The following is a 24,310-nucleotide window of genomic DNA, read 5'->3' on the forward strand; positions in this document are numbered from 1 at the left end:
GCAAGCGCCGCGTTCTCGGTCGACAACCCGGCAGCGATCTGCTTCCAGAACTCCCTCTGCTTCTCACGCGGCCAAGGAGGACGACCCATCAAGAACACCTCGATCAGATCAAGGCGTTGCACTCCCGCCTGAGCTCAAGGCGCAACCTCCTCAACCATCGGGACCCCGCCGACGGGCGCGACTCGACGATGCCGTCGGAGTCGCGCCCGGTCGGACGCTGCGCGACCTGCGGGGTCCTGCCACCGACGTCGCCACGATCGGTGAGAATGGACCGGGTGGGGACACAGTCGGGGGGCGCACGGGCGGGATCCAGGCGCGGGCCGCGCCGCAAGGCGACCTTCCGGCCGGCGCTGCTGCTCCTCGCGCTCGCGATCACCGCGTGTGTCGTGGCGTGGGGCTACCTGGTCTACGCCGCGATCGACTTCGGGTCCCAGGCGCGCGGCGGTGACCAGACGGCGTGGTGGTTCCTCGCGGTGGCCTCGGTCGGAGCGGTCGCGTGCCTGTTCGTCGGCCTGATGCTCGTCGCCCTGCTGCTGCGTCGCCTCGGGATCACCCGGGCACCGGAGCCGCAGGGAGCCCCGGAGGAGCCGGAGGCGCCCCGCCCGATCGGCGGCCGGCGCGCGGCACGCTGAGCGACCGGCCCCTGCCTACCGGTCGGTGAGCCGGCGGACGAACTTCAGCCCCGACCAGGTGTCGTCGATCGCGGCGATCTTGACGTCCACGAAGCCCTCGCGCAGACCGGTCGCCCGGACGGCCGCCTCGTCGAGGTCGCCGGCGATGCCGCGCGCCTTGCGGGCCGCCCGCTTGGGCCAGCAGACCCAGACCATGCCGGCCGTGCTGGTGCGCTCGAACAGCCGGGGCAGGCGGGCCTCGAGCCCGCGGGTCGTGGTGTGGAAGGTCAGCGTCACGTCGACCGACGCCGGAAGCCGGCGTACGACGTGCAGGCCGGTCGTGTCGAGGACCAGGTCGTCGGGGGCACCGTCGAGCAGCAGGACCCGCCCCGGCGCGAGACCGAGCTTGCGCTCCAGCGGGGTGCCTGAGTAGCCGGCCACGACCGCACCCTAGACGCCGCGAGGGGCGGGACCGTGGTGGTCCCGCCCCTCGTCTTCCCCGGTCCTCGCCGGCCGGGGTCGAAGCGGCCGGCGAAGTCTGTGTGGTCTCAGTCCAGCGGGACGACCAGCTTCTGCCCGGCGACGACCATGCCGGAGTCCAGGGCGTTGAGGTCCTGGATCCGGTCGACCATCGCGCGCACGTCGCCGTCGTCGGCGATGCCGGCGGCGATGTCCCACAGCGTGTCGCCGGCGCCGACCTGCACGACACGGGTCGGCTCGGGGGTGCCGGGCTGGTCGGTGGCGACCGAGCCGGAGGCGAAGAAGAAGCCGATCGCGAGCACCGCGAGCACGGCCGCCACGAGCACGACCAGCCGGCCGCGGCGGGTGAGCCGCACGCTGCCCGGGCTGCCCGGGCGGGCCGGGCGCGACTGGTGCCGCAGGGTGTGGGTGGCTGCCATGGTGCTCATGTCGGGCTCCTGGGGAAGTAGGTGGCCGGTGTCGGTCGAGACCTGTTCTAGAGGCGGCCACCGACAGTCACTGGCGGACCGGTCTGGACCTGGCTCTCGATCAGGTGTTCGATCGAACGTGTGTACGACGTTAGAGCAGGTGTTCGAACGCTTCAAGCACCGACACGAACATTTGTTCGAAGTGTCGCGGACCACAGTCGGGCGCCCCGAGACGTCGACACGCCGTTCGAACAGATGTTTGAAACCGGGCCGCTCGCCGGGCTACCGTCAGTCCATGGCTCCTCGAACCGGCCCCCGCAGCAGCACCCCGGCCCCGCCCAGCCGCAAGGTCGCCGAGCTCCCGGACGGCCCCGCCGACGCGACCGGGCTGACGCCCCGCCAGCAGCGGGTGCTCGCGCATATCAAGGAGTCGCTGGAGACCCGCGGCTACCCGCCGTCGATGCGCGAGATCGGCGAGGCGGTCGGGCTGACCAGCTCCTCGAGCGTGGCCCACCAGCTCAAGGTCCTGGAGGAGAAGGGCTACCTCAAGCGCGACCCCAACCGGCCCCGCGCCCTCCAGGTCTTCCTGCCCGAGGCCGCGGCGGCCCGCCGCGCGGTCTCCTCCGCCGACGAGAGCGCCGTCGACGAGACCGGCGTCGGCGACGCGGTGCCCGCTGCGGCGTACGTGCCTGTCGTCGGCCGGATCGCGGCCGGCGGCCCGATCCTCGCCGAGGAGCGGGTGGAGGACGTCTTCCCGCTGCCCAAGCAGCTGGTCGGCGACGGCCAGCTGTTCCTGTTGGAGGTCCGGGGCGACTCGATGGTCGACGCGGCGATCTGCGACGGCGACTACGTCGTGATCCGGCAGCAGCCCACCGCCGAGAACGGCGAGATCGTGGCCGCGATGATCGACGGCGAGGCCACCGTCAAGACGTTCCAGCGCAAGGCCGGAAATGTGTGGCTCCTGCCCCACAACGCCGCCTACGATCCGATCGACGGCACGCATGCCACGATTCTCGGTAAAGTGACAGCAGTACTGCGCCGGGTCTGATCGCCCCCGAGACCTCGGGGAAGAACCTGAGCAGACCCTGGTGTTAAGTCCGGGTGGGTCCCGGATGCCTCAGGGAGGGCAGATGAACAACGCTGGTGCTGTGAGGACGGCACCCGCGTACGCCCGCCGCAAGGTGCACCCCGCGCTGCGCGCGCTCCTCGAGGTCCTGCTGATCCTCGGGCTCTGGGTGCTCTACAGCCTGGCCCGGCTGCTGGCCGACACCAGCATGCAGCCGGCGCTGCACCGCGCCCGCGAGCTCCTGCACGTCGAGGGGCTGCTCGGGATCCAGTGGGAGGTGCCGCTCAACCAGCTGTTCACCGACCACAAGTTCCTCGGCCTCGCCGGCAGCTACTGGTACGCCAGCCTGCACTACATCGTGACCGCCGCCGTGCTGGTCTGGCTGTGGCGGCTCGGCGCGGACCGCTACGGCCCCGCGCGCCGGGCGCTGGTGATCGGCACGCTGCTCGGGCTGCTGGCCTACCTGTGGCTGCCGACCGCGCCGCCGCGGTTCCTGGTCGGGTACGTCGACGTGCTCAGCCTGCACTCCGCCGACGGCTGGTGGGGCGGCGACGCGTCCGCACCGCGCGGGCTCGGCGGACTGACCAACGAGCTCGCGGCGTTCCCGTCGCTGCACGCGGGCTGGTCGTTGTGGGTGGCCCTGGCGCTGCAGATCTACGCCACCCGGCGCTGGGTCAGGGTGCTGGGCTGGCTCTACGCCCTGGGCACCGCGATCGTCATCGTCGGCACCGGCAACCACTGGGTCATCGACGCCGTCGTCGGCTGGATGGTCGTCCTGATCGGCTGGGGGCTGGCCGAGGCGATCACGCACATCCCGCCCCCCTGGTGGCTGCGCCGACGAGACCCGGCTCCGGCCCCCGCGGTCGAGGCCGATACGACGACGACCGCGCCCGACCTGGTGCCCGGCCAGCCGAAGGTGCGTTGACCTCACCCCTTCGGGCGCCTGGTTGGCCTGTTCTCAGGGTCATTTGATTGCATGGGCGGGTGCTCCGTCGTCCCCTCGCCGCCCTGACCGCCCTGGCCGCGATCGCGGTCCCGCTGATCGGGGTGCCCGCGCACGCGGCGGACCCCGACCCGGGCAGCACCGAGCAGCCGCCCACCAGCACCCCGGTCACCAGCACCCCCGCCGCGGCCGAGGCGCTCGCCGCCGCCGAGGAGCTCACCACCCCGGCCGCTCCGCCGGCCAGCCCCGACGCCCCCGGCGGCCGCGACGCGACCATGGTCCTGCGCGACCTGCGGATGCAGCGCGATCACCTCGGCACCGCCGACCGGGCCCGCGCCCGAGCGGTCCTGCAGCGCCCGGCCACCACCCAGAAGCAGTGCTTCACGACGTTCTGCATCCACTGGTCCACCACCGGTGACGACCGCGCCACCGCCGACTACGTCGCCCAGGTCGCCGACGTGGTGAGCCACGTGCTCTCGACCTACCGCGCCGCCGGCTACCGCTCGCCGGAGCCCGACGGCACCCGCGGTGGGAACAACAAGCTCGACATCTACCTGCAGGACCTCGGCTCCCAGGGTCTCTACGGCTACTGCGACAGCGACGACCCGCCGACCGGCACCGGACCTTTCGACGCGCCGGCCTACTGCGCGTTCGACAACAACTACACCGAGTTCCCGACCAACACACCGCTGGAGAACCTCCAGGTGACCGCGGCGCACGAGCTCTTCCACGCCGTGCAGTTCGCCTACGACTACTACGAGGACTCCTGGTTCATGGAGGCCACCGCGACCTGGGCCGAGGACGAGGTCTACACCGACGTCAACGACAACCTGCAGTACCTCTCCGAGAGCCCGCTGGCCCAGCCCGGCCGGTCGATGGACCACTTCGAGCAGCAGGGCTTCCGCCAGTACGGCGACTGGATCTTCTTCCGCTGGCTCACCGAGCGGGACCCGCGCAGGACCGGGGCGCTGCCCAACCTCATCCGCGGCATCTGGCAGCGCGCGGACGGCTCCGCCGGTGCCCCCGACAACTACTCGATCCAGGCCGTCGACCGCACCCTGCGAGCGCGCGGGAGCAGTCTGCGCCGCGAGTGGATGCTCTTCACCTCCGCCAACCGCCGGCCCGCGGCCTCCTACGACGAGGGTCGTGCCAACCACTACCCGGTCGCCCCCCTGTCGGGCCGGGTCACCCTCACCGGGCGGCACCGCGACTCCCAGGTGAGCCGCAGCATCGACCACCTGGCCGCCAGCACCGTCCGCTTCCAGCGAGGCTCCGGGCTCGCCGCCCGGTCCCTGCGACTCACCTTCGACCTGCCGCCCACCGGGCGTGGGATGGGTGCGGTGCTCACGACCTACTTCACCTCCGGCAGGGTGTCGCGGTCACTGGTCTCGCTGCCCGGCACCGGGAACGGCGCCGTCCGCCGCGGGTTCGGCCCCGGCGTCAAGGCGATCGAGGTGACCCTGAGCAACGCGGGCATCCGCTACACCCACTGCTACCGCGGCACGGCCTGGTCGTGCCAGGGCACGCCGCTGGACAACGACCTGCCGTTCAAGGTGCGGGCGACCGCGCTGCGGTAGACCACCGCGAACCGCTCGAACGGGTCATGCGCGTGGCCGCCACGTGCGGTTGGCTGGTGCCCGTGTCGAATCGAGCCTCTCGCGGCCGCACGCTGGTCGCCGCCCTCCTTGCCCCGCTGATGGTCGCCGCCTGCCTGGCGGCGACGGCGAGCCCTGCCTCCTCCGCCCCCGGCCACCACCCACCGGGGCAGGGCTCCCGCGCCGAGGCGCGCGCGGCGCTGGCCGACGCCCAGTCCGCTCTCGCCGGGCACGGCGCCGGTCCCTCGCGCGACGCCACGATGGCGCTGCTCGACCTGGTCCGGCTGCGCGGCTCGCTCACCGGCGCCGACCGGGCGGCTGCCGCGCGGGCTCTGGCCCGTCCGACGACGACCCAGTCCACCTGCACCGCGGACAACTGCTACCACTGGAACATCGCCGGCGCCGACGCCGTCCCGACGGCCGACACCAACACCAACGGCGTGCCCGACTACGTCGACACCGTGATCGCCACCGTCGACGGCGTCCGCGACACCTACGTCGGCGCCGGCTACCGCGCGCCGGAGGCGGACGGTGCGCTCGGTGGCAACGCCAAGACCGACATCTACCTCGCCGACGTCGGCAGCAAGAGCCTCTACGGCTACTGCACCACCGACAAGACCTTCCCGGCCCAACCGACGACCTTCGACGCGTGGGCCTACTGCGTGCTGGACAACGACTACGCGCCCGACCAGTTCCCCACGAACACGCCGCTGGAGAACCTGCAGGTGACGGCCGCCCACGAGTACTTCCACGCGGTCCAGTTCGCCTACGACGCGTGGGAGGACAGCTGGTTCATGGAGGCCACCGCCACCTGGGCCGAGGACGAGCTGTACGACGACGTGAACGACAACCTGCAGTACCTCGTCGAGAGCCCGCTCAGCAAGCCCGGACGTCCCCTGGACACCTTCACCAACGGCGCCGGGCCGCAGTACGGCGACTGGATCTTCTTCCGGTTCCTGACCGAGCACCTGCCGACCGCCGCCGGAGGCATGCCGACGCTGGTGCGTGACATGTGGCGACGCGCGGACGGCGCGAGCGGCGGTCCCGACGACTACTCGATGCAGGCGGTCGCCCACGTCCTCGCCGCACGCGGCGCCAACCTCACCGGCGCCTTCACGTCCTTCGCCGCCGCCAACCGGATGCCGACCCGCTCCTACGCCGAGGGTGCGGCCAACCACTACCCCGTGGCTGCGCCCGGCGGTGCCTTCAAGCTCTCCACGAGCAAGAAGGACAGCGGCTGGAAGGTCGCCACGGTGGCCCACCTCGCCTCCGCGACCGCCCGCTTCGTGCCCGGCACCGGCCTGGCCGCGAGCAGCCGGAGGCTCAAGGTGACCGTCGACCTGCCGCCGAGGAGCACCGCCACGACCGCCGTCGTGACCGTCGCCAAGCGGTCCGGCGCGCCGCAGGTGGTCCGCGTCCCGCTCACGTCCACGGGGGCGGGCACCACGAAGGTGGCCTTCGGCTCCTCGGTGGTGAAGTACGTCGAGGTCACCCTGGTCAACGCGGGCGCTCGCTACTCGTGCTGGACCGGCGGCGCGTACTCGTGCCGAGGCACCTCCAAGGACGACGGTCGCAAGCTCTACGTCCGCGCCCAGGTCACGACCTAGCGCGACCGTCCGGGCTCGCCGTCAGCCCGCGGAGAGCCGGGCGAGCGCCTGCCGCGCCACCGCGGGGTCGGTGGTGGTCCACATCGGCGGCAGGCTGGCGCGCAGGAAGCCGGCGTACCGCGCGGTCGCCAGGCGCGGGTCGATGACCGCGACCACGCCCCGGTCGGTGGCGGTGCGGATCAGGCGCCCGGCCCCCTGGGCGAGCAGCAGCGCGGCGTGCGTGGCCGCGACCTGCATGAAGCCGTTGCCGCCCGCCTCGTCGGCCGCCTTCTGGCGTGCCGAGAGCAGCGGATCGTCGGGACGGGGGAACGGGATCCGGTCGATGAGGACGAGCTGGCAGGTGTCGCCCGGGACGTCGAGGCCCTGCCAGAGGCTGAGCGTGCCGAACAGACACGTGTGCGGGTCGCCGACGAACTGCGCGGCGAGCTCGGGCAGCTGGGCGTCGCCCTGCGCGAGCGTGGTCAGGTGCGGCAGCCGCTCGCGGACCACCTCGGCCGCGGCCTCCGCGGCCCGGCGGCTGGAGAACAGGCCGAGGGTGCGCCCGTTCGCGGCGTCGACGAGGTCGACGATCTCGTCGAGCTGCGCGGCGACGAGGCCATCGCGGCCCGGCGGCGGGAGGTGCCGCGCGACGTACAGGATCGCCTGACGGCCGTAGTCGAACGGGCTCCCGACGTCGAGACCGCGCCAGGGCATCTCGTCGTCGTCCGGCTTCAGCCCCAGGCTGGTGGCCACGGTGCGGAAGTCACCGCCGAGCTTGAGCGTGGCGGAGGTGAACACGACGGTCTTCTCGGCCAGCAGCTTCTCGCGCATCGGCCCCCACACCTGGAGCGGGGCCACGCACAGCCGCGGCGGCATCCGCTCGGTGCCCTCGGCCAGCCAGAGCACGTCGGAGGCGAGGTCGGCCGCCATCCGCTCGGCGGTCGCGAACACCTCCTGCACGGACGCCTTCGCCTGCTGCAGGCCCGCGTCGGCGCCGTCACCGTCGCTGGCCTTGGGGTACGCCGAGACACAGGCTCGTGCCGCGTCCCGCACGAGCACGAGGGCGTCGGCGAGGTCCTGCGGGACCCGGTCGAACCGGCCCGGTCGCGCGTCGTTGATCGCCTCGCGCAACGCGTCGGCGGCGTCGGCGAGGTCGTCGGCCTGATCACCCTCGACGTGCCGCTGGCTGCGCTTGGCGGCGCGCTCGACCTCGGCGGCCCACAGCTCGTCGGTGGCCGCCTGGGTCACCCGGGTGGTGAGCTCGTGCGCCTCGTCGATCACGACCACGTCGTAGTCCGGGATCATCGGGACGCCCTCGATCGCGTCGATCGCGAGCAGGCTGTGGTTGGTGACGACCAGGTGCGAGCGGTGCGCCTTCTCCCGCGCGAGCTCGGCGAAGCACTCCTGCCCGAACGGGCACTTCGCGGCCCCGAGGCACTCGCGGTGGTTGACGCTGACCTGGCGCCACTCCTTGTCGGTGTGGCGGGGGGCGTGGTCGCGCTCGCCGGTGCCGCCGTCCTCGGACTCGCCCTCGGCCCAGGCGCGCAGCTCGAGCACCTTCTTGCCCAGCGACCCCTCCGGCAGTTCGACCAGGGCGCCCTGGTCGTCGGGGACGCCCTCGCGGATGCGGTGCAGGCAGGCGTAGTTGGACCGGCCCTTGAGGACCGCGTGACTGGTGTCGAGGTCGACGCCCGCGTCGGCCAGTGGCTTGAGCGCCTCGACCAGTCGGGGCAGGTCGCGCTCGACCAGCTGGTGCTGCAGGGCCAGCGTCGCGGTGGCGACGACGACCCGGTCGCGGTGCAGCAGGCTCGGCACCAGGTAGGCCAGCGACTTGCCGGTGCCGGTGCCCGCCTGGACCAGCAGGTGCTCCTGCTCCTCCATCGCGCGGGTGACCGCCTCGGCCATCGCCACCTGACCCGGGCGCTCCTCGCCGCCCAGCGCGGCGACGGCCGTGCCGAGCAGCTCGCGGACGGAGGGGGACTCGGGCACCCGAGCACCCTAACGGCGCCTGCGGACAGGCCGCGGACGCCGTCCCCAGGTCCGGCCCCGGCGCCGCAGCGGTCAGTCGTCGCCGCGGGTGACCGAGAACGACGGCGAGCCACCCACACACCGCGCGGACACGATCGTCTGCCCCTCGTGGCCGTCGGTCGTGCCCTCGAACTGGATCAGCAGCCGGGCCGGGCCGCGCTCCTCGACCTCCACCTGGTAGCCGTTGGAGGGCTGCGCGGCCACCAGGGAGACGGCCGCGGACCGGCACTCGGCGGTGACGAGCCCGGGGGCACCGGACCAGGTCCGCCGCTGGGCCGGGGGCGGAGCCGTCCCGCCGGTCGTCCCGCCGGTCGAGCCGCCGGTCGTCCCACCGCTCGAACCTGCGGGGGCGGACGTCGAGGCGTGGCCGGACGGGTGCCGGGAGGGGCCGGCGTGGCCGGTGGCGGAGGGGGGCGCCGTCGTCGTCGCCCCGGTCGGGACCGACGACGGCACCGCGCTCGTCGGGACGGAGGTGGGCGAGGCATGCCCGGGACGCTGCGTGGGTCGGTGGGTGGGCTGGTGTTGCGGGCGACCGGTGCCGCTCGCCGTCGGCTCGACGACCGCGACCGGGCTGTCGGCCGCGCCGACCAGCGGCTCCTCGGACGCCTCGAGGTGCTGCCCGACCCGGCTCACGACGGCCCAGACCAGCACCGAGCCCACGGTGACCACCGCCAGCCAGGCGGCCAGGCCCACCACGAAGACCCGGCGCGAGCTCACGGGACCATCCTCACAGGACCATTCTCACAGCGACCATCGTCTCGGACTCGACCACGTCGCCGCACCCGCGGCACTAGGTTCGAGCCATGACCAGGATCCTGGTCGTCGAGGACGACGACGCGATCCGGTCGGCCGTCGTGCGCGGACTGCGCGACCGCGGCGACGCGGTGGCGACCGCGGCGACCGGGCTCGGCGGGCTCGAGCAGGTGCTCAAGGAGCAGCCCGAGGTGGTGCTGCTCGACCTCGGCCTGCCCGACATCGACGGGCTGACGCTGATCTCGATGATCCGGGCGGCGAGCCAGGTCCCGATCATCGTCATCACCGCCCAGGACGACGACCCCACGATGGTCAGGGCGCTGGACAGCGGCGCGGACGACTACGTCGTCAAGCCGTTCGGCACCGACCAGGTGGCCGCCCGCGTGCGGGCGGTGCTGCGCCGTGGCGGACGCGCGACCAGCGCGGCGGCACCGGTGCTGCGCGTCGGGGGACTCACCATCGACGAGCGCGCCCGGGTCGCGACGCTCGACGGCCGGCCCCTCGAGCTGACCCGCAAGGAGTTCGACCTGCTGCTCGCGCTGGCCTCGCGGCCCGGCGAGGTCGTCAGCAAGCGCGACCTGCTCGCCGAGGTGTGGCAGCAGGCGTACGGCGGCTCGGACCGCACCGTCGACGTGCACCTGTCGTGGCTGCGGCGCAAGCTCGGAGAGTCGGCCGCGGCACCTCGCTACCTCCTCAGCGTGCGGGGCGTCGGCGTACGCCTGGTCGACCCCGACGAGCCGGCCGGCTGATGCGCCGGCGCATCTCGCTGCTCGTCGTGGTGACCACGTCGACCGTCGTCGTCTCATTCGTGGTCCCCCTCTGCCTGCTGGTGCGCACGCTCGCCGAGAACCGGGCGATCGCCGCAGCCGACCAGGAGGCCCGCAACGTCGCCATCCTGGTCGCCGGTGTCGGCGACGACCCGCAGCTGCCCGACCTCGTCGCCGCGGTGGACCGCCGCGGCACCCCGACGACCGACGTGCTGACCGCGGACGGCACCCAGATCGGGGACGGACCGCCGATGCGCTCGGACCCCGACGTCGCCCGGGCGCTCGACGGCGAGGGGTTCACCGAGATCGACAGCGACGGCGGCGAGGTGCTCATCCCGGTCATCGGCCCGGCCGGGACGACCGTGGTGCGCACGACGGTGACCGCCGACCAGCTGCACACCGGCGTGCTCGGGTCCTGGGCCGGCATCGTCGGCCTCGGCCTGGTCCTGCTCGCGGGTGGGGTGGCCATCGCGTGGCGGCTCGGACGCCGGATCAGCGAGCCGCTCCTGGAGGTCGCCGGCACCGCGCACCGGTTGCGGGAGGGCGACCTGACGGCGCGGGCCGAGGTCCGCGGGACCGAGGAGACCAGGGAGCTGGCCCGGGCGCTCAACGGTCTGGCCGAGCGCACCGAGGAGCTGCTCGCGACCGAGCGCGCCGCCGTCGGTGACCTGTCCCACCGGCTCCGCACGCCGGTGACCGCGCTCCGCCTGGATGCCGAGACGGTCGACGACGCCGATGTCGCCGAGCGGCTGCAGGAGCACATCGCGGTGCTGCAGCGCACCATCGACGCGATCGTGAAGGAGGCGCGCCGGCCGGTGCGCGGCGACCTCGCCGCCCGCTGCGACGCGGCGACCACGGTCGCCACGCGGGTGGCCTTCTGGCGCGCGCTCGCCGAGGACCAGGACCGGCCGCTGGAGACCCGGCTCGCCGCGGGGCCGCTGCAGGTCGGGCTCGCCGAGGACGACCTGACCGACGTGGTGGACGTGCTGGTGGACAACGTCTTCGCCCACACCCCGGTCGGCACTCCATTCCGCGTGCTGCTCGCCCACGTCGACGACGCCTGCCGGCTGGTGGTCTCCGACGACGGCCCGGGGCTGCCGCGCCAGCGGCAGCGCGACCGTCCGGGCACCAGCGGGCTGGGCCTGGACATCGTGCGCCGGGCGGCCACGGCCGCCGGGGGCACGGCCACGGTCGGTCGCAGCGCGGCCGGCGGGGTCGAGGTGACCGTGCAGCTCCCCCTGCGGGAGTGACCCGGGCAGCGGCTCAGTCGTCCCAGCCGCCGTCGTTCCCGCCGTCGTCCCCGTGGTCCTCACCGCCGTTGTGACCGCCGTTGTCACCGCCGTTGTTCCCGCCGTCCTCGCCGGCGTGGTCCCCGCCGTGGTCGTCGCCCTGGTCGTCACCGGGCTCGCCGGCGTGATCCCCGCCGTGCTCGTCCCCGGGCTCGGCGCCGGCGCCACCTTCGCCGGGCTCACCGGCCGCCTGCTGCTGACCCGCGCCGGCGCCGTGGGACTCGTGCTCGGCGTGCGAGGAGTGGGCCGCCGGAGCGTGGGGCGCGGGTGCGGTCTGCGCAGCCGGCGCGGCGGACGCGCTACCGGGCGCGACCACGGTGACGGTGTGCACCTCGACCCGCACGCACTTGCCGTGCGCGAGGTGGGTGACCTCGGGGCACGGCGCCCAGCGCACCTTGCGCACCGGAGCGCTGCGGTGCACCCGCTGGGTGGCTGCCGGGCGGGCGGCCGCGGCGGGGACCGGGGTGCTGGAGCTGGTGGTGGTGGAACCCGCGGCCGAGGGCCCGGCGGCGAGTCCGTAGGAGAGGGCGAACGCGCTGCCGCCCGCGACGAGGGCGGCAGTGGCGGCGCCCAGCACGACCTTGAGGTTCATGGCAGCCACCGTCGCCCGAGCCGCCTCAGGCGCGTGTCGGGGGAACGTCAAGTCCACGTCAAGATCCACCATGACGTGGACTTGACGGTGCGATGAGGCGCCGTTGCCGTGCGGCGCCCCACGGTGGACCCATGGCATACACCTCCCGCACCCGTGACCGCTTCCGGGCCACTGTCGTCACGGTCACCGGTCTGACCACCGTGGGCGTCCTGGGGGCCACCGGGGTCGCCGCCGGGCTGGCGGCCCGGCAGTACGGCGACCAGCAGGCGGCCGACCAGGCGACCGACGGCGCCGCGGCGCGGGCCGCCGCAGCCCGGGCCGCTCGCGCCCAGGCGGCGTACGAGGCCAAGGTCGCCCGCTACCGGGCCCGGCTGGCCCGCAGCGCCGCGCACCCGGTCGTCCGGCACCGCCCCGTGGTGACCCAGGTGGTCACCCGCTACGTGACGGTGGCGCCGGCGTCCGGCGGGTCGGTGTCCAGCAGCGGCTCGACGGCGTCGTCCACCGGCTGGTCGGGCTCCTCCGCCGGGTCCTCGTCCTCGGGTGGCTCCTCCGGTGGCTCCTCCGGTGGCAGCAGCGCCGGGCACTCCTCGAGCGGTGGCGGCGGCACGGTCGCTCCCCCGCCGCCGCCTCCCCCGCCCCCGCCACCGCCGGCCCCCTCGTCCGGGTCGTGAGCACCACCGTGTCCGAGGCCACGACGACGGGTGGTCGCACCTGGACCACCTTCCCGACGCTCGGCACCCGGGCGTTCGTGGCCGTGCGCGAGCCCCGGGACCTGCGCCTGGCGGAGGCCTCGGCGCGCGCCCTGCTGGAGATGGTCGACGAGAGCTGCAGCCGGTTCCGCTGGGACTCGGGCCTCAGCGAGGTCAACCGGCACGCCGGGCGCTGGGTGCGGGCCGACGACGTCCTGCTCGCCGCCGTCACGGTCGCCCGCGACGCCGCCGCCCACACCGACGGCCTGGTCGACCCGCTGTTGGGTCGCACCCTGGTCTCGCTGGGCTACGACCGCGACTTCGGCGACCTGCGCACGCTGCCCGACCGGCCCGACCTCGCGCCGGCGCCCGTGCTGCCGCCCGCCGGGGCGTGGCGCGACATCGCGATCGACCCGGCCGGGGCGATCCGCATCCCGGCCGGCACCGCGCTCGACCTCGGCGCCACCGGCAAGGCCTGGGCCGCCGACGTCATCGCCGAGGCCTGGGCTGGCGAGCTGCGCGGGTCGGCCCTGGTCAGCCTGGGCGGCGACCTGCGCATCGCCTCGCCGGACGGCGAGCCGTGGCCGGTCGCGGTCAGCGAGCGACCCGGCGCCGCGCCGGAGGCCCTGGTCGACCTCGACGCCGGGGGGCTCGCGACCTCGAGCACCCAGGTGCGTCGCTGGTCGCGCGCCGGCGTACGCCGCCACCACCTGCTCGACCCGCGCACCGGCCGCCCCGCCGACGAGGTGTGGCGCACCGTGAGCGCCACCGGTCCGACCTGCTCGGCGGCCAACACCGCCACGACCGCCGCCGTCGTCCTCGGCGAGGACGCCCCCGCCTGGCTGGCCGCCCGTGGCGTCGACGCCCGCCTGGTCGCCGCCGACGGCACCGTCGTCACCGTCGGGTCCTGGCCGGCCGATCCCACCGCCTCCCCCGCCACCCCCTCCCCGCCCATCTCGTCCGAAGAGCAGGAGCTCGTGCGATGACCGACGGACCCGTCCTCTGGTTCCTCAACCGCGGCACCGGCATCAGCCTGCTGGTGCTGCTCACCGTGACCGTGGTGCTGGGACTGCTGTCCCGGCCCGCCCGTGCCGGCCGCACGGTGCCCGCGTTCGTGCCGCAGCACCTGCACCGCAACCTCGCGCTGCTCTCCGTCGTCGCGCTCGGGGTGCACGTGACGACCGCGGTGGTCGACAGCTACGTCGACATCCGCTGGTGGCAGGCGCTGGTGCCGGTCGGTGCGACCTACGAGCCGCTGTGGCTCGGCCTCGGCACCGTGTCGCTCGACCTGATCGCGATCACCGTGGTCACCAGCCTGCTGCGCGGCCGGATCGGGCTGCGGTCGTGGCGGGTGCTGCACCTGCTCACCTGGCCGGCCTGGGCGATGGCCGTGGTGCACGGGGTCGGCATCGGGACCGACCTCCGCGACGGCGCCGCGTGGGCGGTGTGGCCGACCGTCGCCTGCTGCGCGGCCGTGGCGGCCGCCCTCGTCGTCCGGCTCGCGGCCGGATCCCCCGCCGCGGTCGGGAGCCGGCCATGACGACGTTGGAGGTGCGGCCGGGCCCCGCCGTCCTGGCGGGCATCGAGCGCGGCCCGTCGCTGGCGGCCCACCGCGCGCAGTACGGCGACCTGCCCCGGCCCGGCCTCGACGAGCTCCTGGCGCTCGTGGAGTCCGCGGCGGTGCGCGGGCGCGGTGGCGCGGCGTTCCCGTTCGCCACCAAGCTGCGCACTGCGGCCCGGGGCCGCCGCCGGCCGGTCGTCGTCGTCAACCTCGCCGAGGGCGAACCGGCCAGCAGCAAGGACACCGCCCTCGCCCTGACCCGCCCGCACCTGGTGATCGACGGCGCGGTCGTGACCGCTCGGGCGCTCGGGGCCCGGGAGGTGCACGTGGTGCTGCCCGGCGAGCGGCCCCAGGTCGTCGCCGCCGTCACCCGCGCGCTGGCCGAGCGGGACGACCGGGTGCGCACGTCCACCCACGTCACGAGCGGCCGGTTCGTGGCCGGGCAGGCCCGGGCCGTGGTCGAGCTGGTCTCGGGCCGCGACGGCCTGCCGGTGACCGCCTGGGTCCCCGAGCCGGTCAGCGGGGTCGGCGGTCGCCCGACGCTGCTGTCCAACGCCGAGACCTGGGCCCACGTGGCGCGCTGGGTGCTGCTCGGGCAACGCGGGTACGCCGGCCTCGGGACCGCGAGCGAGCCCGGCACGACGCTGCTCACCTGGAGCCTGGACGGCACCGGCGGCACGCAGCCGACCACGGTGCTGGAGGTGCCGTTCGGCAGCAGGTTCCGCGACGTGCTGCCAGCGGCGGCCGCCGACCGGCCGGTGCTGGTGGGCGGCTACCACGGCGCCTGGGCCACCTGGGACACCTTGGCGAGCGCCCGGGTCTCCGTGCCGCAGCTGCGGCTGCTGTGCGTGCCCCTCGGGGCGGGCGTGGTGCTGTCGGCCGACGGCTGCCCGGTCGACGCGTCGCTGCGGATCGTGTCCTGGCTGGCCGACCAGAGCGCGGGCCGGTGCGGACCGTGCACCCGCGGCCTGCCCGCCCTGGCCGCCGAGCTGACCGCCGCCGCGGACGGCACCGGCGACCTGGACCGGGTGCGGGAGCTGGCCGGCCTGGTGACCGGCCGGGGGGCCTGCGCGCACCCGGACGGCACCGCCCGGCTGGTCCGGTCGGTCCTCACCGCGTGGCCCGACGAGCTGGCCGAGCACGCGCGCGGCGGCTGCACCATGTCCGGCGCCGGGACCTGCCAGGAGCTGGCGTCGTGAGCGGCGTGCTCCGAGTCGACTGGCCGGCCTGTCGGGCCCGCGGCGTGTGCCACGAGCTGCTGCCCGAGGTCGTCGACCTCGACGAGTGGGGCTACCCGCTGGTCCGCGACGACGTCCCCGACGAGCTGGTGACCGCCGCACGCACGGCGGTCACCAGCTGCCCGCAGCTGGCGCTGCGGCTGGTCGCCCGGGAGTAGCTCTCCTCAGGGAGCGCAGCGCCTCCCGGGCGGAGATGTCGTCAGTCCTTCGTCGCGAACGCCGCGTCGAAGGCCGCCTCCGGTGCGTCGAAGGCGAGCCTGCGGACGAACTCCAGGGCCTCGGGGGCGCCGACCAGGCGGTCCATGCCGGCGTCCTCCCACTCGACCGAGATGGGGCCGTCGTACCCGATGGTGTTGAGCATCCGGAAGCACTGCTCCCACGGCACGTCGCCGTGGCCGGTGGACACGAAGTCCCAGCCGCGGCGCGGATCGGCCCACGGCAGGTGGGACCCGAGCCGCCCGTTGCGGCCGTTGCCGGTCAGCCGCTTCGCGTCCTTGCAGTCGACGTGGTAGATCCGGTCGCGGAAGTCCCAGAGGAACCCGACCGGGTCGAGGTCCTGCCACACGAAGTGGGACGGGTCCCAGTTGAGCCCGAACGCCTCGCGGTGGCCGATGGCCTCCATCGCCGCGACCGTGGTCCAGTAGTCGTAGGCGATCTCGGAGGGGTGCACCTCGTGGGCGAACCGGACCCCGCACTCGTCGAAGACGTCGAGGATCGGGTTCCAGCGGTCGGCGAAGTCGTGGTAGCCGGCGGCCACCATCTCCTCGCTGGCCGGCGGGAACATCGCGACGTACTTCCAGATCGAGGAGCCGGTGAAGCCGATGACGGTCTTCACGCCGAGCCGCTGCGCCGTGCGCGCGGTCAGCTTCATCTCCTCGGCCGCGCGCTGCCGCACCCCCTCGGGGTCGCCGTCGCCCCACACCTGGGCCGGCAGGATCGCCTCATGGCGGGCGTCGATCGGGTCGTCGCAGACGGCCTGGCCCTTGAGGTGGTTGGAGATCGCGAACACCTGGAGCCCGTACTTCTCCAGCAGGTCGAGCTTGCCCTGGACATAGGCGTCGTCCTCCGCGGCCCGCCAGGGGTCGAGGTGGTCGCCCCAGCAGGCGATCTCGAGGCCGTCGTAGCCCCACTCGGAGGCGAGCCGGGCGACCTCCTCGAACGGCAGGTCGGCCCACTGCCCGGTGAACAGGGTGATCGGTCGTGGCATGTCAGATCCTTTCCTTCCGTACGTCGACGGCGTCAGCGCACGCCGAGCAGGTGCTCCATCGCGAGCTGGTCGAGGGCCTCCATGGCGACGCTGCGGTCCCGCAGCGCGTCCAGGTCGTACGTAGCGCCGCGGACGTCGTCGAGCGACTCGCCCTCGGCGAGGGTCGGCACCTCGAGCTCGCCGACACCGGCCGCCTCGAGTGCCGCCGCGACCTCGGGGTCGGCGCGGAACGCCTCGACCTTCTCGCGCAGGATCAGGTAGTTGCGCATGCAGGCGCGGGCGGACTCCCACACCCCGTCGATCGCCTCGGCCCGCGGCGGCTTGTAGTCGAAGTGGACGTAGCCGTCGTAGCGCAGGTCGGTGCCGGCACCGAGCATCGCGTCGACGGTCCAGAACGCCCCGCGCAGGTTGCCGGCACCGAAGCGCAGGTCCTGGTCGAAGCGCGGGCCGTGCTGGCCGTTGAGGTCGATGTGGAAGAGCTTGCCGTGCCACAGCGCCTGGGTGATGCCCTGCGCGAAGTTGAGCCCCGCCATCTCCTCGTGACCGACCTCGGGGTTGAGGCCGACCATCTCGGGGTGGTCGAGCTCGGAGATGAACGCGATCGCGTGCCCGATGCTCGGCAGCAGGATGTCGCCGCGCGGCTCGTTGGGCTTGGGCTCCAGGGCGAACCGCAGGTCGTAGCCGCGGTCCCGCACGTAGCCGCAGAGGGTGTTCAGCGCGTCGCGGTAGCGGTCGAGTGCCGCGCCGACGTTCTTGCTCGCGCCGTGCTCGGCGCCCTCGCGGCCGCCCCACATCACGAAGGTGTCCGCGCCCAGCTCCGCGGCCAGGTCGATGTTGCGCAGTGCCTTGGCCAGGGCGTAGCGGCGTACCTCCCGACTGTTGGCGGTGACCGCTCCCTCCTTGAAGACCGGGTCGGAGAAGAGGTTCGTGGTCACCATCTCGACCCGCAGGCCGGTGTCGGCCAGGGCCTTCTGGAAGCGCTCGAGCGTCGCGTCACGGCTGGCGTCGTCGGGGAGCAGGTCGTCGTCGTGGAAGGTCACGGCCGCCGCGCCGAGCTCGGCGAGACGGTAGGTCGCCTCGACCGGGTCCAGCAGCGGACGGGACGCCGGCCCGAAGACGTCGACGCCCTGCCAGCCGACGGTCCAGAGGCCGAAGCTGAACTTGTCGTCGGGGGTGGGGGTGAGGTTCGCTGCGCTCATCGGGGCGGGATCTCCTGCCAGGTGCGGGTGTCGGAGCTGGTCTCGACCGCGGCCAGCACGCGCTGGACCTGCAGGCCGTCGGCGAACGACGGCGCGGGGTCCCCGCCCGCCGCGATCGCCTCCACCAGGTCGACGACCTGGTGGGTGAAGCCGTGCTCGTAGCCGAGGCCGTGGCCGGGGGGCCACCACGCGGCGACGTAGGGGTGTCCGGGCTCGGTGGCGAGGATCCGGCGGAACCCGGCGACCTCGGCGTCGTCGCGGGCGTCGAAGTACTCCAGGACGTTCATGTCCTCGAAGTCGAAGGCCAGGCTGCCGAGCGAGCCGTTGACCTCGATGCGGATCGCGTTCTTGCGGCCGGTGGCGAACCGGGTCGCCTCGAAGACGCCCATCGCCCCGGAGGAGAACGTCGCGAGGAACGACGCCGCGTCGTCGACGGTGACCGGGCCGAGCTCGCCGGTCGAGCCGCCGCCGCCGAGGCTGCCCGCGGTCTCACCGGCGGGGTAGGGCCGCTCCTTGACGAACGTCTCGAGGCGGCCGCTGACCTCGGCGATCCGGTCGCCGGTGAGGTACTGCGTCAGGTCGATGACGTGCGCCCCGATGTCGCCGAGGGCGCCCGAGCCCGCCCGCGACTTGTCCAGGCGCCACGAGAGCGGCGCGTCGGGGTCGGCGATCCAGTCCTGGAGGTACTGCGCGCGCACGTGGCGGACCTGGCCCACCCGGCCCTCCTCGACCATCCGGCGCGCGAGCGCGATCGCGGGCGCGCGGCGGTAGGTGAAGCCGACCATGGTCCGCACGCCGTGCGCGTGCGCCTCCTCGGCCGCCGCAGCCATCTGCTCGGCCTCGGCGACGGTGTTGGCGAGCGGCTTCTCGCACAGCACGTGCTTGCCGGCGCGCAGCGCGGCGATCGCGATCTCGGCGTGGGTGTCGCCGGGGGTGCAGATGTCGACGAGGTCGATGTCGTCGCGGGCGACGACCTCGCGCCAGTCCGCGGAGCTCTCCGCCCAGCCGAGCCGGGTCGCGGCCGCGGCCGCGCGGTCGGCGTCGTGGCCGACCACGACCGCCATCTCGGGCCGCAGCGGCAGGTCGAAGAAGTGCGGCGCGGTGCGCCACGCCTGCGAGTGGGTGTTGCCCATGAACGCGTGCCCGACCATGGCGACGCGGAGGGGTCGTGCGGGGGTCTGGCTCATGACTGCTCCCGGGTGGTGGCGCGCCCGCCCCTCCCCGAAGGGAAGGGAAGGGCGGGCGCGCTCGGTGGTGGTCCTGGTGCCGGGCTGGCGGTCAGGACTCGAACGCGGAACCGATGTACTGGTCGACGTTCTCCTTGGTGACCACCGGAGCGTAGAGCTGGACGGTGCGCGGGACCTCCACCTCGACCAGGTCGGACATCGACTTGCCCTGGACGAGGAGGCGGGCCAGCTTGATGCCGTCGGCGGCCTGGGTCGACGGGTAGATGACCGTCGCCTTGAGGACGCTGTCACCGGACTTGATGAGCTCCATCGCGTTCTTCGAGCCGGCGCCCCCGATCATCGTGAACTCGTCGCGGCCGGCGTTGTCGATCGCGGCCAGGACGCCGACACCCTGGTCGTCGTCGTGGTTCCAGAGGTAGTCGATCTTCGGCGCGGCCTGGAGCAGCTGCTCCGCCGCGTCCGAGCCGCCCTCGACGGTGAAGTCCGCGGCGACGCGGTTGTCGACGTCGAGACCGCACTCGGCGAGCGCGTCCTTGAAGCCGCGGCTGCGGTCCTGGGTCAGCGGCAGCGAGTCGATGCCGGCGATCTCGGCGACGATGGCGTCCTTGTTGCCGTCGGCCTGGTCGCAGACGTAGGCGCCGGCGGAGACGCCCATGCCGTAGTTGTCGCCCAGGACAGTGACGCGGGCGGCGTTCGGGTCGTCGAACTCGCGGTCCACATTGATGACCGGGATCCCGGCCGCCATCGCCTTCAGCGCGACCGGCGTCATCGCAGCGCCGTCGAAGGGCAGCAGCACGATCGCGTCGACCTTGTCGTTGATGAAGGTCTCGATCTGGCTGGTCTGGACGCTGACGTCGTTGGTGCCCTCGGCGACCTTGAGCTCGACGTCGTCGTACTTCGCCGCCTCCTTCTTGGCGGACTCGGTGATCGACCCCATCCAGCCGTGGTCGGCCGCGGGGGCGGAGAAGCCGATGACGACCTTGTCGCCGGACTCGTCGTTCGAGCCGGCGGCCGCGGCGGAGCTCCCGCCGCTGGTGTCGTCGCCCGAGTCGTCGCTGCTGTTGCTGGTGCAGCCGGCGAGCACCAGCACGGCGACGCCGGCGATCAGGCCGGTAGCGATCTTCCGGGACGTGCGAGTGGTGGACGACAGGGACATGATCGTGCTCCTTGGTTGGCTCATCTCGTTGGTGCTGCGAGGTGCTGCGGGGTGCTGCTGAGGTGGTGCAGAGGTGCTGCAGGGTGGTGCGTCCAGCTAGGCGCTGCTCCGAGACGCCAACCGCTGCTGCAGGAGCACGGCGGCGACGATGATGGCTCCCTTGAAGAGCGACTGCTCGGAGAAGGAGCGGTTGTTGAGGATGAAGATGTTCGTGAGCGTCGAGAAGATCAGGACGCCGAGCACGGTGCCGACGATCGTCCCGCGGCCCCCGGTGAGGAGGGTGCCGCCGATGACGACGGCAGCGATCGCGTCGAGCTCGTAGAGCGTGCCGTGCGTCGAGCTGCCGGTGTAGGTCTTCGCCACCAGCATCACGGCGGCGATGCCGCAGCAGACGCCGATGAGCACGTAGAGGTAGACGGTGTGCCGCTTGACGTCGATGCCGGCCAGCCGGGCGGCCTCCGGGTTGCCGCCGACCGCGACCGTGCGGCGGCCGAAGGTGGTGCGGTTGAGCAGGACCCACCCCGCGACGGCGACCAGGGCGAACAGCCAGATCTGCACGTCGATCCCGAGGAAGTCCCGGTTGAAGAAGACCTTGAACCCGCTCACGCCGGAGCCGACGATCTGGGTCTTCTTGTCGCTGATGATCTCGGCGAGCCCGCGCGCGCTGGCCAGCATGGCCAGCGTCATGATGAACGGCACGATGTTGCCGTAGGCGATCAGCAGGCCGTTGACCAGGCCGCACCCGGCGCCGACCAGCAGCGCGACGCCGACCATGACGACCCAGTGGGTGTCCTCGGCCATGGTCTGGGTGGCGACGGTGGTGCACCAGACCGACGACAGCGCGACGATCGCGCCGACGGAGAGGTCGATCCCCCCACCGATGATCACGAAAGTCATCCCGATGCTGACCACGCCGATCGTCGCGGCGAGCCGCAGGATCGTGAGCGCGTTGTCGGAGGACGAGAACCGGTCGCCCGCCGTGATCGCGCCGACGACGCAGATCAACAACAGGGCGACGACCAGCCCCGCGTTGCGGCCGACACTGGAGCGCAGCATCGCGAGGACCGGGCTGGGCTCGCCCTCGGTCTCGAGCGCGGCGCGCTCGACCCGGGCACTGTCCTGGCTCATGCGGGGTCCCCGGGGAGTCGGGGGCTGGAGGAGCGAAGCGGGGGAAGCCCCCGAGTTCCTGGGGTGTTCATGCGGAGACCCTTCCTTCCATGACGAGGTCGAGGACCCCTGCCTCGTCGATCGCGGCGGCGTCGGCTTCGTGGACGACCTCGCCCTCCCGGACGACGAGGACCCGGTCCGCCAGGCCGAGCACCTCCTCGATCTCGCTGGACACGACCACGACGGCGACGCCGCGGTCGGCGAGCGACCGGATCAGCTGGTAGATCTCGGACCGGGCGCCGACGTCGACACCCCGGGTCGGCTCGTCGAGCAGCAGCACCCGGCAGTCGCGGAGAAGCCAGCGGGCCAGCACGATCTTCTGCTGGTTGCCACCCGACAGCGTGCGGGCGGCGCGGGTCACGCCGGCGGGGCGTACGTCGAGGCTCTCGGTGAGCTCGGTCGCCCGGCGGCGCTCCTCGGCGCGGTCGAGGAAGCCGAGGCGGGCGAAGCGGCGCATCGAGGAGACGGTGATGTTCTTGAAGACCGCCTCGTCGAGCAGCAGGCCCTGGCTCTTGCGCTCCTCCGGCGCGAGGCCGACGCCGGCTCGCACCGATCGCAGCACGGAGCCGCGGCGCAGGATCCTCCCGTCGACGGCCACGGTGCCAGACGTCGCCCGACGGGCGCCGTACACGGTCTCGATGATCTCCGAGCGGCCGGCCCCGACGAGGCCGGCCAGACCGATGATCTCGCCGGCGTGCACCGTGAGGTCGACGTCCCGGAACACGCCGGCGAGGCTCAGGCCGCGCACCTCGAGCACCGGGTCGCCGGTGGTGGGTGCCTGCGGGCGGGCAGGGAAGACGTACTCGATCGAGCGGCCGGTCATCAGCCGGATCACCTCGGCGGTCGGGGTGTCCTCGACGGCCAGGCCGGTGGCGACGGTGCGGCCGTCCTTGAGCACCGTGATCCGGTCGCCGATCTCACGGATCTCCTCCAGCCGGTGGGAGATGTAGACCACGGCCACACCGTCCGCGGTCAGGCCGTGGATCACCCGGAAGAGGTTGCCGACCTCCTCCTGGTCGAGGACCGCCGACGGCTCGTCGAGCACGAGCAGCCGCGTCTCGCGCGACAGCGCGCGGGCCATGCTGACGATCTGCTGCTTGGCCGGTGAGAGCTCCCCGACGATCCGGGTCGGGGCGATCTCGGGGTGCCCCAGCCGGGCGAGCAGGTCGCGGGCCTCCCGATGCGCCCGGCCGCGCTGGGTGAGCCCGGCGCGGGCCACCTCGTGGCCGAGGAAGATGTTCTCGGCCACGTCGAGGTGGGGCACCAGGTCGAGCTCCTGGTAGATGGTCGCGACACCGCGGCCGATCGCCTTGGCGGGCGTCGACAACGAGGTCTCCTCGCCCTCCCAGGCGATGGTGCCGGCGTCGGGCTGGTGGAAGCCGGACAGCACCTTGATCAGGGTCGACTTGCCCGCGCCGTTCTGGCCGATCAGGCAGTGCACCTCGCCGGCCCGGACGTCCAGGTCGACCCCGTCGAGGGCCCGGACCCCCGGGAACTCCTTGACGATCCCCGTCATCTGGAGCAGAGGCGTGGCCTCGAGGGCGGTCATCGGGTCCCTCCCGTGAGTGCGTCGGACCGTGGGGCCACCACGGTCGGGTCGTCGAAGACGGCGTCCAGCGCGACCGTGGCGCCGCCCCGGACCGCGGCGGTGAAGCCGAGCGTCGAGAACTCCACGCGCGTGCCACCGGCCCGCGGAGCGAGGACGCCGGCGACCAGGTGCTCGGAGATGGTGGGACGCAGGTGGTGGCCGATGACCGCGAAGTAGCCGCTGAGCACGATGGCCGCAGGGTTGAGGACGTTGGTCAGCATCGCGACGCCCGTGCCGACCGCCGCCCCGACCTGGTCGAGGGCCGCGAGCGTGCGCATGTCACCCAGGTCGGCGCGCCGGTTGATCTCGGCCAGCCGCCCGTCGAGCGACAGCCGCGGGTCGCGCACCGGGTCGTCGGGGTCGGCGGCAGCGTCGAGCAGCGCCCGCATCCCGGCCACGGTCTCCCAGCAGCCGACCCGGCCGCAGCCGCACCGGCGGCCACCCGGCTCGACGATCATGTGGCCGAACTCGCCGGCGTACCCCTGGTGGCCGCGCAGCAGCCGGCCGCCCGCGACGATCCCGCCGCCGACGCCCACCTCGCCGAAGATGACCAGGACGTCCTGGCGGGCCGGGTCACCCGGGACGGACTCGGCGATCGCGGCGAGGTTGCCCTCGTTCTCGATCGCGACCGGGTACCCGGCCCCGAGCCGGCCGCGGAGCACGGCTCCGACCGGCACGTCGTGCCAGCGCAGGTTCGGCCCGACCGTGAGCACCTCGTGGGTGTGGTCGAGCAGGCCGGCGACCCCGACGACGCACCCGGCGACCTGACGGCCGGCCGCCCGCGCGTCCGTGTCGGTGCGCTCCACGAGCGCTCCGAGCCGGTCCAGGACCTCGGTGGCGGGGAGCGCGTGGGCGTCCAGGGCGACCCGGTGCTCGGCGACGACCTCGCCGGTGAGGTCGAGGGCGATGGTGGCGATGTGGTTGACGTTGATCTCGGCGCCGATGCCGCAGACCGTCCGCCCGTCCAGCTCCACGGCGGTCCCGGGTCGCCCGACGTGACCGCGTTCGACGCCGGCCGCACGGACCACGCCGAGCTCCTCGAGCTCGGCCACCACGGCGGAGACCGCCGAGCGGGTCAGGCCGAGCTCGGCAGCCAGCCTGGCGCGGGAGCGGGGGCCGTGGTCGCGCAGGTGCCGCAGCACGAGGGAGAGCTTGGTGCCGCGCACCTGGCCACCCCCTTGCTGTGACGACCGTCACCGAC

General features: G+C 73.6%; 24 protein-coding genes. 12 read left to right on the forward strand and 12 right to left on the reverse strand.

Translation table 11 applies throughout. The features are described 5' to 3' along the window. Positions 1-275: 275 nt before the first annotated feature. Positions 276-632 (forward strand): hypothetical protein, encoded by a 357-nt coding sequence (locus ACILRH_RS20205; protein WP_395695867.1) that lies wholly within the window; start codon positions 276-278, stop codon positions 630-632. Between the two features lie 15 nt (positions 633-647). Here the strand turns inward: ACILRH_RS20205 and ACILRH_RS20210 are convergent, their stop codons facing one another. Next, positions 648-1,052, reverse strand: coding sequence for a DUF3052 domain-containing protein (locus tag ACILRH_RS20210; protein ID WP_395695868.1), 405 nt, complete (start codon positions 1,050-1,052; stop codon positions 648-650). A gap of 107 nt (positions 1,053-1,159) precedes the next feature. Then, positions 1,160-1,519: a LysM peptidoglycan-binding domain-containing protein gene (locus ACILRH_RS20215; protein WP_395695869.1), complete on the reverse strand. Its 360-nt coding sequence runs from the start codon at positions 1,517-1,519 to the stop codon at positions 1,160-1,162. Positions 1,520-1,793: 274 nt separating this feature from the next. Here ACILRH_RS20215 and lexA point away from each other — a divergent pair, with 274 nt between their 5' ends. The 4 genes from lexA to ACILRH_RS20235 all read left to right on the forward strand — a co-directional run bounded on the left by lexA (position 1,794) and on the right by ACILRH_RS20235 (position 6,709). Continuing rightward, on the forward strand, positions 1,794-2,546 hold the full coding sequence (gene lexA, locus ACILRH_RS20220) for a transcriptional repressor LexA (protein ID WP_395695870.1): 753 nt from the start codon (positions 1,794-1,796) through the stop codon (positions 2,544-2,546). A gap of 100 nt (positions 2,547-2,646) precedes the next feature. Beyond that, positions 2,647-3,489: a phosphatase PAP2 family protein gene (locus ACILRH_RS20225; protein WP_395695871.1), complete on the forward strand. Its 843-nt coding sequence runs from the start codon at positions 2,647-2,649 to the stop codon at positions 3,487-3,489. Positions 3,490-3,548: 59 nt separating this feature from the next. Then, positions 3,549-5,084 (forward strand): MXAN_6640 family putative metalloprotease, encoded by a 1,536-nt coding sequence (locus ACILRH_RS20230; protein ID WP_395695872.1) that lies wholly within the window; start codon positions 3,549-3,551, stop codon positions 5,082-5,084. A 62-nt stretch (positions 5,085-5,146) separates the two neighbouring features. Next, the gene (locus ACILRH_RS20235) at positions 5,147-6,709 is read left to right on the forward strand and encodes an MXAN_6640 family putative metalloprotease (protein ID WP_395695873.1); all 1,563 of its coding nucleotides are present in this window, start codon (positions 5,147-5,149) and stop codon (positions 6,707-6,709) included. A gap of 21 nt (positions 6,710-6,730) precedes the next feature. On the opposite strand, the gene ACILRH_RS20240 is transcribed toward ACILRH_RS20235, so the two are convergent. After that, positions 6,731-8,677, reverse strand: coding sequence for an ATP-dependent DNA helicase (locus tag ACILRH_RS20240; RefSeq protein WP_395695874.1), 1,947 nt, complete (start codon positions 8,675-8,677; stop codon positions 6,731-6,733). 72 nt (positions 8,678-8,749) lie between these two features. Then, positions 8,750-9,433, reverse strand: a complete 684-nt coding sequence (locus tag ACILRH_RS20245) for a hypothetical protein (protein WP_395695875.1) — start codon at positions 9,431-9,433, stop codon at positions 8,750-8,752. An 86-nt stretch (positions 9,434-9,519) separates the two neighbouring features. Between ACILRH_RS20245 and ACILRH_RS20250 the strand changes: the two genes are divergently transcribed. Together ACILRH_RS20250 and ACILRH_RS20255 are read left to right on the forward strand one after the other, a co-directional pair. Beyond that, positions 9,520-10,218: a response regulator transcription factor gene (locus tag ACILRH_RS20250; protein WP_395695876.1), complete on the forward strand. Its 699-nt coding sequence runs from the start codon at positions 9,520-9,522 to the stop codon at positions 10,216-10,218. Next, positions 10,218-11,486, forward strand: a complete 1,269-nt coding sequence (locus ACILRH_RS20255; protein ID WP_395695877.1) for an ATP-binding protein — start codon at positions 10,218-10,220, stop codon at positions 11,484-11,486. Before ACILRH_RS20250 ends, ACILRH_RS20255 begins: the two co-directional genes overlap by 1 nt. Before the next feature lie 13 nt (positions 11,487-11,499). Here ACILRH_RS20255 and ACILRH_RS20260 read toward each other — a convergent pair whose 3' ends face one another. After that, entirely contained in the window at positions 11,500-12,117 is a 618-nt protein-coding gene (locus tag ACILRH_RS20260; protein ID WP_395695878.1) for a hypothetical protein, read from the reverse strand. Between the two features lie 131 nt (positions 12,118-12,248). Between ACILRH_RS20260 and ACILRH_RS20265 the strand changes: the two genes are divergently transcribed. Genes ACILRH_RS20265 through ACILRH_RS20285 form a run of 5 tightly spaced genes read left to right on the forward strand, consistent with a single transcriptional unit; the run spans position 12,249 to position 15,763 of the window. Then, the gene (locus tag ACILRH_RS20265) at positions 12,249-12,788 is read left to right on the forward strand and encodes a hypothetical protein (RefSeq protein ID WP_395695879.1); all 540 of its coding nucleotides are present in this window, start codon (positions 12,249-12,251) and stop codon (positions 12,786-12,788) included. Further along, positions 12,785-13,792: an FAD:protein FMN transferase gene (locus tag ACILRH_RS20270; RefSeq protein ID WP_395695880.1), complete on the forward strand. Its 1,008-nt coding sequence runs from the start codon at positions 12,785-12,787 to the stop codon at positions 13,790-13,792. The genes ACILRH_RS20265 and ACILRH_RS20270 overlap by 4 nt, the downstream gene beginning before the upstream one ends. Next, complete coding sequence (locus ACILRH_RS20275) at positions 13,789-14,346, forward strand: ferric reductase (RefSeq protein WP_395695881.1); 558 nt, start codon at positions 13,789-13,791, stop codon at positions 14,344-14,346. The genes ACILRH_RS20270 and ACILRH_RS20275 overlap by 4 nt, the downstream gene beginning before the upstream one ends. After that, complete coding sequence (locus ACILRH_RS20280) at positions 14,343-15,566, forward strand: NADH-ubiquinone oxidoreductase-F iron-sulfur binding region domain-containing protein (RefSeq protein WP_395695882.1); 1,224 nt, start codon at positions 14,343-14,345, stop codon at positions 15,564-15,566. The genes ACILRH_RS20275 and ACILRH_RS20280 overlap by 4 nt, the downstream gene beginning before the upstream one ends. After that, positions 15,563-15,763, forward strand: a complete 201-nt coding sequence (locus tag ACILRH_RS20285; protein ID WP_395695883.1) for a ferredoxin — start codon at positions 15,563-15,565, stop codon at positions 15,761-15,763. The genes ACILRH_RS20280 and ACILRH_RS20285 overlap by 4 nt, the downstream gene beginning before the upstream one ends. A 41-nt stretch (positions 15,764-15,804) precedes the next feature. Here the strand turns inward: ACILRH_RS20285 and ACILRH_RS20290 are convergent, their stop codons facing one another. The 7 genes from ACILRH_RS20290 to ACILRH_RS20320 form a co-directional block, all read right to left on the reverse strand. Further along, positions 15,805-16,812 carry a sugar phosphate isomerase/epimerase family protein gene (locus ACILRH_RS20290; protein ID WP_395695884.1) on the reverse strand — a complete coding sequence of 336 codons (1,008 nt, stop codon included), beginning with the start codon at positions 16,810-16,812 and terminating at the stop codon, positions 15,805-15,807. A gap of 32 nt (positions 16,813-16,844) precedes the next feature. Further along, on the reverse strand, positions 16,845-18,011 hold the full coding sequence (xylA, locus tag ACILRH_RS20295) for a xylose isomerase (RefSeq protein ID WP_395695885.1): 1,167 nt from the start codon (positions 18,009-18,011) through the stop codon (positions 16,845-16,847). Then, positions 18,008-19,198, reverse strand: a complete 1,191-nt coding sequence (locus tag ACILRH_RS20300) for a Gfo/Idh/MocA family protein (protein WP_395695886.1) — start codon at positions 19,196-19,198, stop codon at positions 18,008-18,010. The genes xylA and ACILRH_RS20300 overlap by 4 nt, the downstream gene beginning before the upstream one ends. 91 nt (positions 19,199-19,289) lie before the next feature. After that, complete coding sequence (locus tag ACILRH_RS20305) at positions 19,290-20,354, reverse strand: substrate-binding domain-containing protein (protein ID WP_395695887.1); 1,065 nt, start codon at positions 20,352-20,354, stop codon at positions 19,290-19,292. 96 nt (positions 20,355-20,450) lie between these two features. Next, a complete protein-coding gene (locus ACILRH_RS20310; protein ID WP_395695888.1) occupies positions 20,451-21,482 on the reverse strand; it encodes an ABC transporter permease in 1,032 nt (343 codons plus the stop codon). Positions 21,483-21,549: 67 nt separating this feature from the next. Continuing rightward, the gene (locus ACILRH_RS20315; protein ID WP_395695889.1) at positions 21,550-23,070 is read right to left on the reverse strand and encodes a sugar ABC transporter ATP-binding protein; all 1,521 of its coding nucleotides are present in this window, start codon (positions 23,068-23,070) and stop codon (positions 21,550-21,552) included. After that, positions 23,067-24,275: an ROK family protein gene (locus ACILRH_RS20320; protein ID WP_395695890.1), complete on the reverse strand. Its 1,209-nt coding sequence runs from the start codon at positions 24,273-24,275 to the stop codon at positions 23,067-23,069. The genes ACILRH_RS20315 and ACILRH_RS20320 overlap by 4 nt, the downstream gene beginning before the upstream one ends. Positions 24,276-24,310 lie beyond the last annotated feature (35 nt).

Origin of the sequence: Nocardioides sp. (assembly GCF_044226765.1) — a bacterium.
Taxonomy (GTDB): Bacteria; Actinomycetota; Actinomycetes; order Propionibacteriales; family Nocardioidaceae; genus Nocardioides.